This window comes from Mesobacillus subterraneus (genome assembly GCF_003937825.1).
In the GTDB taxonomy this organism is placed as follows: domain Bacteria; phylum Bacillota; class Bacilli; order Bacillales; family Cytobacillaceae; genus Mesobacillus; species Mesobacillus subterraneus.
In genome coordinates this window covers 74,131-90,770 of record NZ_RSFW01000002.1, presented here as the reverse complement: position 1 = coordinate 90,770, position 16,640 = coordinate 74,131, and the positions used below count along the sequence as shown (strand labels likewise).

17 protein-coding genes and 1 riboswitch are annotated in these 16,640 nt (G+C 44.3%); of the genes, 8 read left to right on the top strand and 9 right to left on the bottom strand.

Features of this window, described 5'->3' with window-relative positions:
- Positions 1-96 precede the first annotated feature (96 nt).
- On the top strand, positions 97-420 hold the full coding sequence (locus tag EJA10_RS00915; RefSeq protein ID WP_125478115.1) for an HPr family phosphocarrier protein: 324 nt from the start codon (positions 97-99) through the stop codon (positions 418-420).
- Between the two features lie 258 nt (positions 421-678).
- Here EJA10_RS00915 and EJA10_RS00910 read toward each other — a convergent pair whose 3' ends face one another.
- Positions 679-2,994 (bottom strand): transglycosylase domain-containing protein, encoded by a 2,316-nt coding sequence (locus tag EJA10_RS00910; RefSeq protein WP_125478114.1) that lies wholly within the window; start codon positions 2,992-2,994, stop codon positions 679-681.
- A 285-nt stretch (positions 2,995-3,279) separates the two neighbouring features.
- Here EJA10_RS00910 and EJA10_RS00905 point away from each other — a divergent pair, with 285 nt between their 5' ends.
- The gene (locus EJA10_RS00905; protein WP_125478113.1) at positions 3,280-3,798 is read left to right on the top strand and encodes a universal stress protein; all 519 of its coding nucleotides are present in this window, start codon (positions 3,280-3,282) and stop codon (positions 3,796-3,798) included.
- Positions 3,799-3,855: 57 nt separating this feature from the next.
- On the opposite strand, the gene EJA10_RS00900 is transcribed toward EJA10_RS00905, so the two are convergent.
- Positions 3,856-4,320 (bottom strand): helix-turn-helix transcriptional regulator, encoded by a 465-nt coding sequence (locus EJA10_RS00900; RefSeq protein ID WP_125478348.1) that lies wholly within the window; start codon positions 4,318-4,320, stop codon positions 3,856-3,858.
- A 184-nt stretch (positions 4,321-4,504) separates the two neighbouring features.
- Here EJA10_RS00900 and EJA10_RS00895 point away from each other — a divergent pair, with 184 nt between their 5' ends.
- The 3 genes from EJA10_RS00895 (at position 4,505) to EJA10_RS00885 (ending at position 5,738) form a co-directional block, all read left to right on the top strand.
- Entirely contained in the window at positions 4,505-4,699 is a 195-nt protein-coding gene (locus EJA10_RS00895; RefSeq protein ID WP_125478112.1) for a hypothetical protein, read from the top strand.
- Positions 4,700-4,780: 81 nt separating this feature from the next.
- Positions 4,781-5,224: a nuclease-related domain-containing protein gene (locus EJA10_RS00890; RefSeq protein ID WP_125478111.1), complete on the top strand. Its 444-nt coding sequence runs from the start codon at positions 4,781-4,783 to the stop codon at positions 5,222-5,224.
- Positions 5,225-5,300: 76 nt separating this feature from the next.
- Positions 5,301-5,738: a hypothetical protein gene (locus EJA10_RS00885; protein WP_125478110.1), complete on the top strand. Its 438-nt coding sequence runs from the start codon at positions 5,301-5,303 to the stop codon at positions 5,736-5,738.
- Positions 5,739-5,797: 59 nt separating this feature from the next.
- Here EJA10_RS00885 and EJA10_RS00880 read toward each other — a convergent pair whose 3' ends face one another.
- The 4 genes from EJA10_RS00880 to thiT all read right to left on the bottom strand — a co-directional run bounded on the left by EJA10_RS00880 (position 5,798) and on the right by thiT (position 9,038).
- Complete coding sequence (locus EJA10_RS00880) at positions 5,798-5,953, bottom strand: FeoB-associated Cys-rich membrane protein (RefSeq protein ID WP_125478109.1); 156 nt, start codon at positions 5,951-5,953, stop codon at positions 5,798-5,800.
- Positions 5,954-5,974: 21 nt separating this feature from the next.
- Positions 5,975-7,984 (bottom strand): ferrous iron transport protein B, encoded by a 2,010-nt coding sequence (gene feoB, locus EJA10_RS00875; RefSeq protein ID WP_125478347.1) that lies wholly within the window; start codon positions 7,982-7,984, stop codon positions 5,975-5,977.
- Positions 7,984-8,208, bottom strand: coding sequence for a FeoA family protein (locus EJA10_RS00870; protein WP_125478108.1), 225 nt, complete (start codon positions 8,206-8,208; stop codon positions 7,984-7,986). The genes feoB and EJA10_RS00870 overlap by 1 nt, the downstream gene beginning before the upstream one ends.
- Before the next feature lie 233 nt (positions 8,209-8,441).
- Positions 8,442-9,038, bottom strand: coding sequence for an energy-coupled thiamine transporter ThiT (gene thiT / locus EJA10_RS00865; RefSeq protein WP_125478107.1), 597 nt, complete (start codon positions 9,036-9,038; stop codon positions 8,442-8,444).
- 107 nt (positions 9,039-9,145) lie between these two features.
- Positions 9,146-9,252, bottom strand: a riboswitch (TPP riboswitch).
- A 247-nt stretch (positions 9,253-9,499) separates the two neighbouring features.
- Here thiT and EJA10_RS00860 point away from each other — a divergent pair.
- Positions 9,500-10,630 (top strand): histidine kinase N-terminal domain-containing protein, encoded by a 1,131-nt coding sequence (locus EJA10_RS00860; protein ID WP_125478106.1) that lies wholly within the window; start codon positions 9,500-9,502, stop codon positions 10,628-10,630.
- A 127-nt stretch (positions 10,631-10,757) separates the two neighbouring features.
- Here the strand turns inward: EJA10_RS00860 and EJA10_RS00855 are convergent, their stop codons facing one another.
- Positions 10,758-12,032: a dicarboxylate/amino acid:cation symporter gene (locus EJA10_RS00855; protein ID WP_125478105.1), complete on the bottom strand. Its 1,275-nt coding sequence runs from the start codon at positions 12,030-12,032 to the stop codon at positions 10,758-10,760.
- Positions 12,033-12,144: 112 nt separating this feature from the next.
- On the opposite strand from EJA10_RS00855, the gene EJA10_RS00850 reads away from it, so the two are divergent.
- Positions 12,145-12,687, top strand: coding sequence for a GNAT family N-acetyltransferase (locus tag EJA10_RS00850; RefSeq protein WP_125478104.1), 543 nt, complete (start codon positions 12,145-12,147; stop codon positions 12,685-12,687).
- A gap of 3 nt (positions 12,688-12,690) precedes the next feature.
- On the opposite strand, the gene EJA10_RS00845 is transcribed toward EJA10_RS00850, so the two are convergent.
- Positions 12,691-13,758 carry an ATP-binding protein gene (locus EJA10_RS00845; RefSeq protein WP_125478103.1) on the bottom strand — a complete coding sequence of 356 codons (1,068 nt, stop codon included), beginning with the start codon at positions 13,756-13,758 and terminating at the stop codon, positions 12,691-12,693.
- A 495-nt stretch (positions 13,759-14,253) separates the two neighbouring features.
- On the opposite strand from EJA10_RS00845, the gene EJA10_RS00840 reads away from it, so the two are divergent.
- Entirely contained in the window at positions 14,254-15,603 is a 1,350-nt protein-coding gene (locus EJA10_RS00840) for a hemolysin family protein (RefSeq protein ID WP_125478102.1), read from the top strand.
- Positions 15,604-15,641: 38 nt separating this feature from the next.
- Here the strand turns inward: EJA10_RS00840 and EJA10_RS00835 are convergent, their stop codons facing one another.
- Positions 15,642-16,601: a cation diffusion facilitator family transporter gene (locus EJA10_RS00835; RefSeq protein WP_125478101.1), complete on the bottom strand. Its 960-nt coding sequence runs from the start codon at positions 16,599-16,601 to the stop codon at positions 15,642-15,644.
- Positions 16,602-16,640 lie beyond the last annotated feature (39 nt).

Sequence of the window (16,640 nt, the reverse complement as noted above, 5' to 3'; positions counted from 1 at the left end):
TCCCCCAATCTGTTTTAACAGGTTTTCTTTCGTTCATACCGGGGTATTATTCTACTAACCTAATAAATTGATACTTTTAAAGGAGTTATATATAAAATGAAAGAAATTATGTCATCAAACGTTATGGTTCAGAAACGATTCACAATGAAAAAAATGCTTGAAATCTATCAGGCTTCCAAAAAACTGAATGGTACTACTTATTTATACAGCCGACAGAAAGCAGTTGAAGCGACTTCTTTATCAAAGCTGGTTTCCTTCTTGCTGACGGTTGAACCTAATACTACTCTTAAGATCATTATGGAAGGTACAGATGTGGAACCGCAATTGAATCAGCTGACGCAATTGCTTACAAACGAAGCTTCTGTTTTGCGAGTGAACCGCAAACGACTTCTTGAAACATCAGAATCATTCCAAATTTAATTCCATTACTAGACCAAAGATATTGAGGTGAAGTTTCGTGGTAAGAACGATTTTAATGATCATCGGCGCAATCGTCGTGATTGGATTCCTTTTAAGAATGCTATAATAAAATTATTCTAAGACCTGCTTTAAAAAGCAGGTCTTTTTATGTACACATAACTTTATTTATAATGGGGAATCCATCTTTTCAGAAGACTGGCTCGCCATAAAAACATAGAAAAGCACAGGGTACGTTTTCCCCTGTGCTTTTCATTATTCCTAGTTACCATCCTTATCGGACCCTTCATCATCTCCAGTGGTACCGCCTCCGGAACCACCATCGGAACTTCCAGAATCCCCAGCACCGCTGTCTCCGTCTCCGTCTCCTTCCCCACCGCCGGAATCTCCAGTTCCTCCAGTGTCGCCAGATCCCCCGGAATCACCATTGGAACCACCCGAATCTCCGTCAGTTCCTCCGGTATCTTTCTTTTTATCCGTGTCGTCTGTATCTTTCTTTTTGTCGCTGTCGCCGCTATCCTTTTTTTTCGATTCTGCGGGAGCGGCTTCAGCAGTTGATTCCTCTTTCTTTTTATTATCCTTCGCTTCATCTTTAGGCTTTTCTTCTTTTTTATCCTTTGATTTCTGCTTTGCTTGTTCCCATTGTTTTTTCAGTTTTTCTGCTTCTTTTTTGACTCTTTTCTCTAATTCTTTTACCGATTTCGCACGCTGCGTTCTTTTATGTTCCTCCACATATTTAGAAATAGGGGGAACGTTAAAGGATTCTGCTTTTGTATTTTTCAATGCCTCAGACATAAAATCCTTGAAGATCAGCGCTGCACCCTCACTGCTTGTCGTCGTCAGGTAGTGTTCCTTATCGGTCTTATCATAGCCGACCCACACAGCGCCAACGAGCTGCGGCGTATATCCGACGAACCACTGGTCTTTCGTCCCTTTGATTCCGTCAATCGGAACCTGGGTGGAACCCGTTTTACCTGCCAGTTCTCTTCCTTCGATTTGTGCGCCTTTACCTGTACCATCCTGGACGACATTCAGGAGCATCGTTGTCATTTTTTCGGCTGTTTCTTTAGAAATCACCTGGCTTTTCTCGCCTTTGTGTTCGGCAATCGTGTTGCCTTCTTTATCAACGATTTTCGTGATCGCATGAGTTTCGTGACGCTCTCCATTATTGGCAAATGCAGAGTATGCTTCCGCCATGGTGACAGGAGATACACCTGTAGATAGACCGCCAAGCGCGAGCCCCAAATTGCGATCATTGATAGGATCAAGGTCAATGCCGAAGTTCTTGACAGATTCCATTCCTTTCACGATGCCGATTTCATTCAACAGCCAGACTGCCGGCACATTCAGGGAGTCTTTCAATGCTTCATACATCGGCACCTCGCCTTTATATTTACCATTAAAGTTTTCAGGCTTATAATCCTTTAATTCCAATTCTTCATCCTTGAGCATGTCTGTTACAGCCCAGCCTTCTTCAATCGCCGGGGCAAATACAGCAAGTGGTTTCATGGTTGAACCCGGCTGTGCCTTCAAATGGGTTGCCCGGTTATAGCCCCTGAAGACGTGTTCTCCACGGCCGCCTACCAGAGCCCGGATGCCACCAGTCTTAGGGTCGACCAGCACTGCTCCGCTCTGGACGATTTGCTTTTCCGTCCCTTTAGGAAAGATTTCCTCTTTGGCATAGGTTGCTTCTACTGCTGATTGCATTGTGACATCCAGCTCTGTATAAATTTGCAGGCCGCCAGTCAATATTTCTTCCTGTGTAAACCCGAATTTCTTGATTGCTTCATCAATCACGTGATCTACATAATATGGATAACGGCCTCTCAATGGATCGCCGCCATTTTCATTTAATGCAATTTTTTCGGACTGTGCTGCCTTATATTCCTCTTCCTTGATGAAGCCATGTGTCTTCATCATCAACAGGACGACATCCCTTCTTTCCATTGCCTTATCATAGTTTTTGTATGGATCCAGAGAAGAAGGAGCTTTGATCAATCCAGCAAGCAGCGCTGATTCACTGATGGTAAGGTCCTTAACATCCTTGCCAAAATAGCCCATTGCCGCCCGCTTTACACCCCAGGTTCCATTCCCGAAATAAATGCGGTTCAAGTACATCTGCATAATTTCATCTTTTGAATACTGCTTTTCGATTTCCCTTGCGAGGAAGAATTCCTCAAGCTTTCTCTTGTATGTCTTTTCGCTCGAAAGCAATGCATTCTTGGTCAATTGCTGTGTGATCGTACTTCCGCCTTCCACAATTCCTCCAGCTTTGACATTCTGTACAAACGCCCTTGAAATACCAACCAGGTCCACTCCGTCATGTTCATAAAAGCGGTGGTCTTCGATAGCAATGACGGCATTTTTCACATGGTCCGGTACTTCTTCTATCTTGATGCCTTCATTTTTTAACGCCGAAATCTTGCTTGCAACCTCGCCATTCGCGTCATAGATGACGGTTGGCTGTGCCAGGTCATCATTCAGCGCGCTGATGTCTGCCCCTTCTGAATACACATGGAAAAAGCTTAAGAATGCCAAAACAGCCGTGGAAACAGACAGGACGATTACCTGGTTCATATGTAGCCTCTTCCAGCCTCTTAGAAAACGTGTTGCTATTGAATTTTTGCTCACTGAGCACCCCAACCTTTTAAAAATAGTTTAGAAATAAGACACTTTCTTTTACCCATTTTTAAAAAGGATTAACACATATTGGCTGATTACGAGGAAAAAAGACTTAAAAACTTACTTAAGTTTTACCAGTGTCGGAAGATATTTTGGTTTGAATGGATAAATCCGGGGAGTTAGACCTTTATCTAAAAGGGGTAATGAAGCAGTAAGAAGTAATCTTGGAGGCTGATAGAGATGATCTCATTTAAAAATATCGTTCTTGCATACGATGATTCTGATGGCAGCAAGAATGCACTGCAATTGGCAAAGGAGATGGCGAGAGACCTGAATGGTGTCCAGCTTTTTGTTGGACATGTATATGAGGAGAAGGTAAGAAGCGAGGTAGTGGAATCCACGGGCCGTCCTATTGAACATTTGCCGATCAACAACTTTCCGGCAGATGGCATCCAAGTGCCGCCTCTGGCCATGGAGCAGGGAGCACTCGATAAATCTGAGCACGCCATTATTACCCACAGCTCTGAGCAGGCTTTTAACAATGCCAAGGCTGAGTTGGATGCCTTAGGCTTGGACGTCCAATACTCCATCCTGGAGGGGAACCCTGCAGAGAGCATTATCGAATATGCCACGGATGTTAACGCCGACCTGATTATTATCGGCCAATCAGGCAATGAAGGACTCAAGCGTAAACTGCTTGGAGGCGTTAGCCAAAAGGTGTCGAATAATGCCGATTGCCACGTTCTGATTGCAAAATAACCATGACAAAAGCCGGATGCATTTATAAATGCACCCGGCTTTTTTAACAGTGGTGTATCATCCATTCCTGACTTCAGCAGCCAGCTCCTCGAGGCGCTCCCTTGTTTCTTCCTCCTCAAAGCTGCTGAAAATACGGAAATCGTCTTCATCCAGAATCCTGAAATGCTGGCTGAGTATGTTCTGCTGCATCACAAACCCCTCGGCCCTGGCGACTTCACGCCACCAGACTTTCCCGCCCAGCGTTTTTTCCTTCCGATAATCCGTTCCTTCATGAGCAATTGTTTCAAGGACTTCAAGCGGCTCATTGCCAAACAAAAATTGAATGGTCTCGGTTTCCCTGAATAACGCACAAATGGTGACAACGGTTGACCACCCCGCCTGAGCCCTGCCCTTTTCAATCTGGACAAGCGTCTTTTTGGAGATCCCGATAATATCCGCCATTTTATCCTGGGTATAGCCGACTTCCGCACGCAGCACTCTTAACTTATCTGATACCCTGATGATGATTTCATCCCTTGTCATCCACTTCATTCCCTTTACATTCTTTAAGTGTAATTTTACACTAAATTATCTAGAAATCAAAATATTTTTTTTCACTCTTACGAAAATTAACTGAGGCTAGGGCTATGGTGGAGGCAGTGCAGAACATTAGGGTGACCCATGTTATGTATTTGGCAATTGATTTTTTCAACGTGAGGACTTCCTTATGAGTTCAGGGCTGAAATTTTACCTTTATATGGAAAAAGTAGTGAAAAGGGGCAATATCATAGTGAAAATGACGGATTTCGTAGTGAATCCCCTTAAATTCGTAGTTATGAAGGCCATTTTCGTAGTGGAAATCACTCTTTTCGTAGTGATGGCGGTATTAGCAGTCTTTCAATCTACAAATAAATACCCGTGATCTTGCAAAAAGCAGAAGTTTCACTCCAGGTTAGCGAATCTATTTACCGTAATCACACAAAATGAAAGGAATGAAACAGTTTTGATTGTAAAAAGACGACTATTTCCCCTCCGGATCAAAGTAAATGAAGTCATTAAATGGAGATTACCTGTAAATCACCCCAAACTCCAGGACGTCATTCAAGATTCAATGAAGGCTCGGGCTGGCCATAAAGGTGAAGAGGCTTTGGATTATTACACCGGCCTCCTGCACGAAGATCAATTCCACATCTTCCAGGGGTTGCGGCTTAAATCAGGTCAAACACACTTCCAGATGGATTCCTTGCTTCTCTCTCCCTCATTTGCACTTATTATCGAGGCCAAGAACATGGCAGGCACCCTCACTTTTAACTCCTCTTTTAATCAAATGGAACGCACACTTAATAACCAAACAGATACTTATGAAGACCCCATCCTTCAGGCAAAAAGACATCGGCTGCTTTTGCAGAAATGGCTAAAAGATCACCATTTCCCCCGATCCCCATAGAGTACCTGGTCTTCATCAGCAACCCCTCAACAGCTTTGCGCAATCCCTTAAATGACCCGGAAGTATACGAGCGCGTGTGTCCCCGGGGAAACTGATCTTTAAAATCGAAGAGTACATCTCCACGCATACCCGTGAGCTGCTGTCCGTTAAGGACCATAAAAAACTGAGCAGGCTTTTATTTAAAAGCGATATTCCTCTCAGCTCCCACCTTCACCAATTCAAAATTGACCCCTCTGAATACCTGACAGGTGTCCAATGTCCATTTTGCTCTCAGTATGCAATGGAGCGATACAGCGGAACCTGGAACTGCACAGTTTACGGGCATACTGCGAAGGATGCCCATTTCCAGGCTGTTGACGATTATTTAATCCTGATCAGCGATACCATTACCAACAGGCAGTTCCGCGAATTCCTTCACCTTCACTCTCCTAAACTGGCAACCAAACTCATGGCAAACATGAACCTGAACTGTGAGGGGACCTCACGAAAAAGCTGTTTTTATACGCAACATTAAACAGTTCACAGAATTTGCTGAAGTAAAAAAAGGAATGCAACATGCCGCATTCCTTCACTTTATTTTTTATCCTTGCTTATACTGCAACTGCTTGAGCAGGAGTCCTGAATGGAACAGGCAGCACATTTGCCTTGCTTTGACTTTTGGATGAAACGGTATAAGGCCCAGCCTGCATATCCAAAAATGGAGCTGCCGATTAATAGATTGGCGATCATGAAACCTTCCTCCTTCCAAAGTCAGCTAAGCCCCAGGAGCCTGCCGCCTTGATATATGACCAGAGACAAGATATAAGCAATTGCCAGTGCATAAAGGATTGAAAATGCCGTCCAGCGTTTGGAGGCTGTTTCTTTATAAATCGTTGCAGTGGTGGCTAGGCATGGAATATAAAGCAGGATGAATACCATGAAGCTGTATGCTGCCAGCGGCGTGTAATGAGATGCCATCAAACCTTGCAGAGTTGCTTCATCAGGGACAAAGTAAATGATGTTCATCGTTGAAATGATTGACTCTTTTGCAAGGAACCCTGTGAAAAGCGACGCGCTGGCCTGCCATGTGCCAAAGCCGATTGGAGCAAACAACGGGGCAAAAATGCTCCCCAGGGATGCCAGATAGCTTTCATCCATGCTGACATTTACGCCTTCAGGACCAGCATAAGAGAGCAACCAGATCAGTACAGAACCGGCAAATATGAAGGTTCCGGCCTTTTTTATGAAACCCTTTCCCTTATCCCATGTGCTTCTCCAAAGTGCTCTTGCCTGCGGCAGCCGGTACGGCGGCAGCTCTATTACAAAGACAGAGGTTTCCCCCTTCAGCAAGGTCTTCGAGAATACTTTGGCGAGAATGAGCGCTGCCACTACTCCTAAGACATACAGGCTCAAAACGACAAGCGCTTTATTCCCCAGGAAAAACGCCCCGACAAACAAGGCGTAAACAGGAAGCCGGGCAGAACACGACATCAAGGGAGTCAGCAGAATCGTCATCAGCCTTTCCTTCGGTGTCTCGATTGTCCTTGCTGCCATGATACCTGGTACATTGCAGCCAAAGCCGATCATCATCGGAATGAATGCCTTCCCGTTCAATCCTACCGATTCCATAAGCCGGTCCATGACCAATGCTACGCGTGCCATATACCCTGAATCCTCCAACAAGGAGATGAAGAAGAACAAAATGAAGATTTGCGGTACAAAGACCAATACGCCGCCTACTCCGGCAACGATTCCGTCCAGCACCAGATCCTCTATGAAGGAGGAAGCCCCAGCCGCAGAAAGAGCAGCGGTGATTCCCGCTGTGACCGGACCTGAAAGAAAAGCATCCAGTGCATCGGACAGCGGGAAACCAAGCCAGTCAAACGTAAGCATGAACATCACGTACATCAGCAGCAGGAAAATCGGGATGCCCAGGAATTTATTCGTCACAATCATGTCGACTTTTTCGGTTAACGGTACTTTTTTATCGTCGGATTTCGCGGCCACAGCATTAACGATCTTATCGATCGCCTCACTTCTCTTCCGGTGGATTACCTGGTCGAGTGCTTGCTCTTTCCCTGTTTGCCTGTTTTGAGCCTCAGAGACAGAAATCACCAGTGAGTTTAATTGTTCAGCAGATAAATAGCTTTCCAGATAGCTTCTTACAAAAGGATTGCCTTCAAATAACTGGAGGGCCAGCCAACGAACTGGCTGGTTTGTACGGCCATTGAGCATTTTCCCAAGTTCCAGTACTCCATCCTCAACCGCTTTTCCATAATAGACGAGATTGGCTTTGCCCGGGCAGGCAATTTCATCTGTCACCATTTCAGCAAGATCCTTGACCCCTTTTCCGGATCGTGCCACTACCGGGGCGACTGAAACCCCCAGTAAGGCAGCAAGCTTATCGATGTCAATTTCGATTCCCCTGCTCCTGGCTACATCGAGCATGTTCAGGCCAATGGTGACAGGAGCGCCATATTCCAATAGCTGCAAGGTCAGGTGAAGGTTCCGCCTTAACTGCGAGGCATCAAGGATATTGAGCAATTTTTCGAAGGATTCACTCAGGAAGAAATTCGTGACCACTCCTTCATCCTTCGAGAGCGGATTGAGGGTGTATACGCCAGGAAGGTCAATCAACTGCCCTTTGCCATTCTTGAAGATCCCGACTTTCTTCTCGACCGTGACCCCGCTCCAGTTGCCAACATATTCATAGGATCCCGTTATATTATTGAACAGTGAAGTTTTTCCCGTATTTGGATTACCTATAAGCGCGATATTCATCATACTCTCTCCACTTCGATCCTTAACGCTTCCTTGCGGCGGATCCCAATGCACTGTCCGCATGACTCGACCATCACAGGACCGCCAAATGGAAGGATACACTTCACACAAACTTCTGAGCCTTCGGCAATCCCGAAATCAAGCAATCTTCTTCTGACAAATTGATCCGCTCCTGCTATATTCATGATCCGGCCTTTTTCACCAGTCTTTAATTTTCCCAGCATAGCCATCACCTTTTTTAAAAGATTTCTAAATGAGAATGATTATCTTTATTTAACCAATATTGAGCGTTTCTCACTGTGACTTAAATCACTAAACACCGCTTAATCTCTTGTACTAAAGGAAAACTCCATATAATTGACAATATTTTTCGGCGGTTGCCATCATTACAACTATATACCCTCTTAGGTATATGGATAAATAGAAAAAGAGAGCTTATTCAGCTCTCTGGATAAATCTATGCTTTTTTGCTTACAGGTGAAGACTTTATCATTCTTGTCGGAGCATATCCGATGACAAGGATGACAATGATGGCACTAAGGATCATGCTTGGAAGCATGTAAGTTCCATTATAGATGATGGAATACAACCAGGCAGGCTGCCCTTCAGGAGCCCAGATACCGAAGAATATCCACCCGGAGAAGAAATGGGCAATAAAGCGCAGCATGCTTCCCAGGAATGTCCCGGCAATGATATACAGCACCCATTTCTTTTTAAGCCCGTTTTGGATCCCGTCTTTGACCTGTCTGGCGAAAATTCCTGCCAGGCCCAGTACAGTAAAGGCCACAAGATAATCAATGATTCCCTGGACCGGATGATAAATCTGTGAAAAGCCCAGGATGAATTGCAGTAAACCCAATAGCAGGCCAGTAATGGCACCGCCTTTGATTCCCCATCGGAATGCCATCAGGAATACAGGCACCATCGCAATCGAGACTGAACCGCCCTGCGGCCAGATTCTCGAAAATAAAAAGCCGGAAAATAAGTCGAGCAAATAGGCCAGTGCGGAAAATACCGCAATTTCGACCAAAAAGAGAGTTTGTTTTTGTTGCATGATTGTTCCTCCTTCTTTCCAGAATGAGGTCCGTTTCCAACACGCCTTTTCTGCTTCAGAAACAAAAAAAGCAATCAGGGGATCGATATAGGATTCCCAAGATTGCTTTCCTATCGCATCCACATTCCTTCGCTAGCATTAACTAACAGGTTCAAAGGGTAAGAACTCGGCCGCTCACTCTCAGCTGCTTTTAGCAGCTCCCCTTGTGGTTATTATTTAATTTCTACACTATGAATATACTACTTCTCTTATCTGATCACAAGCATTACATTCAGCATTTTCACAAAATGTCGAACAGAGGGCAGACAAAACTCTTTCGGAAATGATAAAAAACTCGGTCTTTTGTCACGTTTTTAGCAATTCGACTTGTTTCATCGCATCTTCTTAATATTCGACAAAGGGTTTTAATGTTTTACCGCGAATCCTTATTACGGAATAGAAAAACTGGGGGACTTAATAAAATGCTGCCAATTACGGATAACCGATTGCTTAGCTTCCTGACTAGTGAAAAAGATCACCTCATTGCCGACTGGACCAAAAAAATCATCGTATCTGAAGATGATCCATATAAAGAAAAAATTAGCTTAAACGCTGAAAATATGTATGGCATCATTCTTTCTGTTTTTTCAAAAACGAATCAGGAACTGGAAGAGCATCTCCAGAAGCTTGCTTTTATAGTTGGTGAAGAACGCGTCCGGGCGGACATCAATATTGGTGACTTCGTCTACAATGTAAATGCCGGAAGATCTGTTGTGTACAAACACCTGCACAAACTGAACATGGAATGGGATGAGCTGCAGGAATCCATCAACCGGATCAACTATTGCTTCGACACCTTTTTGTATTACGCCGTTTCTTATTATAACGAACAAAAGAACAAAATCATTGAGGAAAAGAATCAGTTCATCGACTCGACCCATAAGGACAGACTTACTTTGCTGGGACAAATGACATCCAGCTTCATCCATGAATTCCGCAATCCGCTGACCTCGATCCAGGGCTTCATTCAGCTCCTGAAATCGGAACATGAGGACATGAAGTATCTTGATATCATTTCAAGCGAACTGGAGCAGCTGAATTTCCGAATTTCTCAATTTCTTTTATTATCCAAGAAAGAGCTGATTGGAAAAGAGAAGACACTCTTTTCATTGAATAAAATGATCGACGAAGTACTGAACTTCCTTTATCCAAGTATCCTTGACACGAATGTGAGGATCGTCAAGGAAGTCGCTGATAATATGGACTTGTATGGATACGCAGATGAAATCAGGCAGGTCATGATCAATATCATTTTCAACGCAATTGATGTATTAAGCCAGTACCGTGATGATCCTAAGATTGAGATCAAAGGATTCTTCGTCAATGACACGCATATCAAGGTCGAGATTTCCAATAATGGGCCTGTCATACCAGACCATCTGCTCAAGACGATCTTTGAGCCCTTCGTCACGACGAAAACGCTGGGAACTGGTCTCGGCTTATTCGTTTGCCGCGAGATCATCGAAAAGCACAAAGGAATTCTCGCCTGCTCCTCTGAACCTGATAAAACGTCGTTCATCATTCTGCTGCCGCTTACAGGGTATGAAAATTAAGCTTGTTGTTTCTTTTTCTGCAGCAGATTTTTGAGCGAAGCAGCTTTTTTAAGTACAGAGAAATGATCTATAAGCGACCATCGCAATCGAAAAAGAGACCCGGCCATCTGGCCGGGTCTCTCCATGTTTATTCTGAATACTCGAGCGAACGGTTGTCTGCCATGTTGTTTACTCTCTTCTCCTCTGTCCTTGCAAGGTGCTTTTTTTCAGATTCAGCAACGATAACAGCACAGGCAGCATCACCGGAAATATTGACTGCAGTACGGGCCATATCAAGCAAACGGTCAATACCAAGAATCAGGCCGATCCCTTCAACTGGAAGTCCGACTGATTGGAGAACCATCGCCAGCATGATTAAACCGACTCCTGGTACGCCTGCCGTGCCGATACTTGCAAGCACTGCTGTCAGCACTACGGTGAGCAGCTCACCCATTGTCAGGTCAGCGCCGAATACTTGAGCGATAAAGACGGTGGCCACCCCTTGCATGATCGCGGTACCATCCATATTGATTGTTGCTCCCAGCGGCTGGACGAAGCTGCTGACAGATTCAGGGACGCGCAGCTTTTTCTGTGCCGTTTCCATTGAGATCGGAAGCGTTGCATTACTGCTGGAAGTACTGAAGGCTACCCCCATCGCAGGCGAGAATTGTTTAAAGAACCAGAAGGGGTTCTTTTTGCCAAGGAAATATACAGCTGAACCATAGGTTACCAGCGCATGCACGACGAGGGCAAGTACGACCACGATCATGTATACACCCATTGCCTTGATGGCGTCGATTCCCTGGCTGCCAATCGCAGTAGCAATCAAGCCAAATGTTCCGTATGGAGCAAATTTCATCACAAGTCCAACAAGATACATCATGACTTGATTACCTTGCTCAACAAGATTCAGGATCCCCCTCGTTTTTTCACCAAGCGCCGTAAGGGCAAGCCCGATGAAAATCGCAAACACGATAATTTGCAGCATATTTCCGGTTGTCAGTGCTTCAAATGGATTACCGGGAATAAGATTTAAAAGGGTTTCCCCAACTGGCGGGGCCTCTTCTGCATCGAACTTGGCACCACTTGTATCGAACTGCCCCATCAGTCCCGGTTTAATCAAATAGGCCAGTGCCAACCCGATCGAAATGGCAATCGCTGTGGTCGCCAAAAAGAAACTTACAGTCTTAAAACCGATTCTTCCCAGCTTCTTCGGGTCGCCTAAACCGGCAGTTCCTAAAATGATGGAAAACAATACAATTGGCACAACCAGCATGCTGATCAGGCTGATGAAAATCTTGCCAAGCGGCGTGAATAGAAATCTATCTAAAATAGCGAACAATTCAGATGAAAAAATGTTAAGGATCAGTCCTGTCAATGCGCCAAGCCCCAGGCCGATCAATATCTTTGTCGTCAGTTTCATGTTCTTCCTCCCAGAAAAAAGTATAAAAAACAATGTAAAGCTTTTTTCCCTCTCTTTGAGAAATTAAACACAAAGCCATGAATTGCCTGATTATACCAAACAGGAGGTATATATGGTTTCAATCAAAGTGGATTCTGAACTTGAACTGAGGATTTTCGAGACGAATGAAGCTTGGGAATTGTTTTGGCTCGTGGATTCCACCCGTGGGTATTTGCGTCAATGGCTTCCCTGGGTTGACAGCCTACGCTTCCCAGAGCAATTTTATTGGGTGATCCAGATGTGGCAAAAGGGCTTCCAGGAACGGAGGAGCTGCCATTTTGGCATATGGTACCGGGGAAGGCTTGCAGGCAGTATCAGTCTCCATGGAATTGACTGGGGCAATTCCTATGCAAGCATCGGCTATTACCTGTCGGAAAAAATGCAAGGAAAAGGCCTCACGACCAGGACGGTGAAAGCCCTAATAAACTATGCTTTCTCTGATTTGTCCCTCAATCGAATCGAAATCCGCTGCGGAAAAGACAATCACAAAAGCAAAGCGATTCCTGAGAAAATGGGGTTTGTAAAAGAGGGGCTGATTCGAGACGGGGAATTCGTGAATGGACATTTCCACGACTTGATGGTATATGGCGTCCTTTCAAGAGATTGGAGGGGATGAGCACTATTCTTCCTTGACTGGCAAATGGATGGTGAATGTCGTTCCCTTCTTGCCCGAATTGACCGTAATCTTCCCGCCATGCTCTTCCACGATCTTATGGCAAATCATCAATCCAAGACCATTTCCATTTTCCTTTGTGGTAAAAAACGGCTTTCCGATCTTGTCCAAATCTTCCGCAGGAATTCCTTTGCCAGTATCAATAATGGATACCCTAAGGTCCTTACCGGATTCTGATATGGCAACAGTGATTTCCCCGGGAAGGTCCATAGCATCAATGGCGTTCATCAGCAGGTTGATCAGTACCTGCTTGATTTTATTTCCATCACAAAGAAACTTTCCATCCTTCAGAGTGGAACGTTTGGAGATTTCCACACATTTTTTGGCCGCTTCTGCCATCAGCAACGTAATGGCATGATCGGCCAATTCATTTATATCAAAGGTTTTAAAATCAGATTTATGCGGCTTTGCCATCATCATCAATTCTTTGGAAACCGCCTCCATACGCTTGATTTCCTCTTCCATGATGGAAAGGTAGCTGTGATTCAATTCCTTCCCTGCTTTCATAAGCTGGATAAAACCTTTTAGGCTCGTCAAAGGGTTTTTGATTTCATGCGCAATTCCTGCTGCAAGCTGGCCAACGACATTCAATTTTTCATATTCAAGCATGAAATGCTCAGCCTTCACTTTTGCAGATACATCACTCGTCATCGAAATGAATTCGAACGGTTCTTCTGTTTCAGGATGGCGCACGACCGAAATTTGCGAACTGACCCAAATATACACTCCGTCTTTCCGTTTGATTCGATATGTGAGACAGCACACTTCTTCCCCTTCAGGCACAGCAATCCCAGAGATCCTTTTATAATCCTCAGCATGTACGAATAATGTATACAGCCTCCCAACTAATTCAGAAGGTTGATACCCGAGCATAGAGACAACCGCTGGAGACACATATTTAATAAGCCCTTCCGGGGTCCGTTTGCAAATGAAATCCATGGCAGGCTCGACCCAGATCTTGTCGTTAAGTTTTCCGAGATTTTTCAATTTACTTTCCAGGGTGGATAAAAGCATACGTATGGACAGCCTCCTCTCTCTTCGATTTTACAGAAAATTTGGATTTGTTTCAAACTAAAATTGTTAAATACCTTATTATAAGGGCATTTTTACCATTGGGAAAATTTATGGCATCCAGTATTTGATGAGATTTGTTAAAATCAGAATTTTCCAATATAATTAATCATAAACTTCATACTTTATGTGTCCTTTTCATACATTATAAGCAAACCGTATTTATGTTCCCTTTACTTATTCACAATATGGTATAATTAAATTTAAATGATAAAAGCTGAGGTGGTATGATGGGGCACTCTATCGTATCAAGAATGTAACAGCCCTGGCTGCGGACGGAACAGACTAACAGGATATGGGCCCTGGCTGTCCCAAGCCGCACGGAAACGGGCCATGAATGGTTCTTGATTTAAAAAATCAAGCCTGTAAGCAGGCTTCATTTTCAGTTTATTGGGAGGTGACTCCTTACCCGCTAATCCGCGGGATAAGGGAACTTATTTGGACATATTTAACTTGGTTTGGATAGCCATTTTAATTGCTTTAACGGCATTTTTTGTCGTATCAGAATTTGCGATTGTTAAAGTGAGAAGTTCCAGAATCGATCAGTTAATAGAGGAAGGAAGCAAAAAAGCGGTGCTCGCCAAAAAAGTGATTTCCAATCTGGATGAGTATCTATCCGCTTGCCAGCTCGGTATTACCATTACCGCACTTGCAATAGGCTGGCTTGGTGAACCGGCAATTGCTGATTTGCTAAAACCGGTTTTTCAAAACCTGGAGATCTCTGAATCCTTTGGACATGTTTTGTCAATTGCGATTGCGTTCTCGATCATCACCTTCTTGCATGTCGTAGTGGGTGAGCTGGCGCCAAAAACACTGGCAATCCAAAAAGCCGAATGGGTTTCATTGAATACTGCCGGTCCTCTGATTCTGTTCTATAAGATCATGTATCCATTCATCTGGCTGCTGAACGGCTCTGCCCGTTTTGCTATAAGACTCGTGGGGCTTAAACCTGCCTCAGAGCATGATCTGGCGCATTCTGAAGAAGAGCTTCGCATAATCCTGTCTGAGAGCTTGAAAAGTGGTGAAATCAACCAGTCAGAGTTTAAGTATGTAAATAAAATCTTCGAATTCGACAATCGGATCGCCAAAGAAATCATGGTGCCCCGGACGGAAATCATTTCATTGTCAATTGAAGATACTCTGGAGACTTTCCTCCAGGTGGTGAAAGAAGAGAAATTCACCCGCTACCCTGTCATTGACGGCGACAAGGACCATATCGTCGGGCTGGTCAATATCAAAGAAGTAATGACTGACCTGATCAATGAGCCAGGCCGCGGCAAAAAATCGCTAGATTCATATATTCGTCCCATCATCAGGGTCATCGACAGTATCCCAATCCATGATTTGCTGGTAAAAATGCAAAAGGAACGGATCCACATGGCGATTTTGATGGATGAATACGGTGGAACTTCCGGGATGGTAACTGTCGAGGATATTCTTGAGGAAATTGTCGGCGAAATTCGTGATGAGTTTGATATGGATGAAGTTCCGATGATCCGCAAAATCAAGGAGAGCCACTATATCATTGATGCCAAGGTACTTGTGAGCGAGGTTAATGACCTTCTTAGCCTGGATATTAATGATGAAGATGTCGATACAATTGGCGGCTGGATCCTTACCGAGAATTACGAGGTCAAGCAAGGAGATTTCATAAGCTTCGGCTCCTACCATTTCAAAATTATTGAGATGGAAGAACACCACATAAAATATATTGAAGTAACAAAACAACCAGAAACAGAAAAACCGGCGGAAAACTTCTTCCTGAACAAGACTGAGGTTGTATCATAAAAAAAATCCAGGCTGAATTCCAGCCTGGATTTTTGTTTTTATTTCAGCTGCCAGTTTTGGACATCATCTGCTTCAATGATGCCCATAATCACATCATCCACATCCGGGTCAGTCAAGACCTTGTCCCTGACTCTGAACTTAATATCATCTGCATCAGCAAGGGTCAGTCCTTTTCGGAGTTCCAGATAACTCTCGACGTGATACTGCCTTCCCTCCTGAACGATCCTGAGAGTATTTATATCGATGACATCAGGATCAGATAAAATGGTCCTTGCGATTCTGTCTTCCACTACCTTTGGTGCAGCAACCCCGATCAAGCCCACGGTGTTCTCATAGCCTATTTTCAAGGCGATCCCAACCAGAAGGATGCCGATCAGAAGGGTTCCGATGCCATCGAGGAAATAAAAACCTGTCACATGGGCCAGCACAATGGATACCAGTGCAAGCAGAGCGCCAAAAGTGGCAATCAAATCTTCGTAAAAAACCAGCTTGGTCGGCGGTGATGCCAATCCGACATTTTTGAACGCATTGGCGACTATCCCAAAGCCTGTTGCCTCGCTCCTTGTCTCATGAGCAATCTCCTTCATGGCTTTGATGAGAATTCCACCGTCAACCAGGACCGCCACTATCATAATAATGACATTAAGCCACATATTGGTTGAGGCCTTTGGATGCTGGATCAATTCCCATCCTTTAAGGATTGTCTCATAGGCCATGATGGAAACAATGATCACAGCCACTAACACAAACAAATTGACTACCCGTCCAAATCCGGTCGGGAAGCGTTTTGTTGCTTCTTTTTCCGAAATCGCACTGCCGATGAAAACAAAGAATTGGTTCAATGCATCCGCAACAGAGTGAAGTGTTGTGGCAAGCATCGTCCCGCTTCCGCTGATGACAGCAGCAATTCCTTTTACGATTGCCAGAAAAGTATTCCCGAGGGCGGCAATCCCTGAGGACTTATTCCCTCTTTTAAAAAATTCAACAACTGATGACATGCCTTCACCCGCTTTGCAGTTTTCTTTTAATAGAATTAT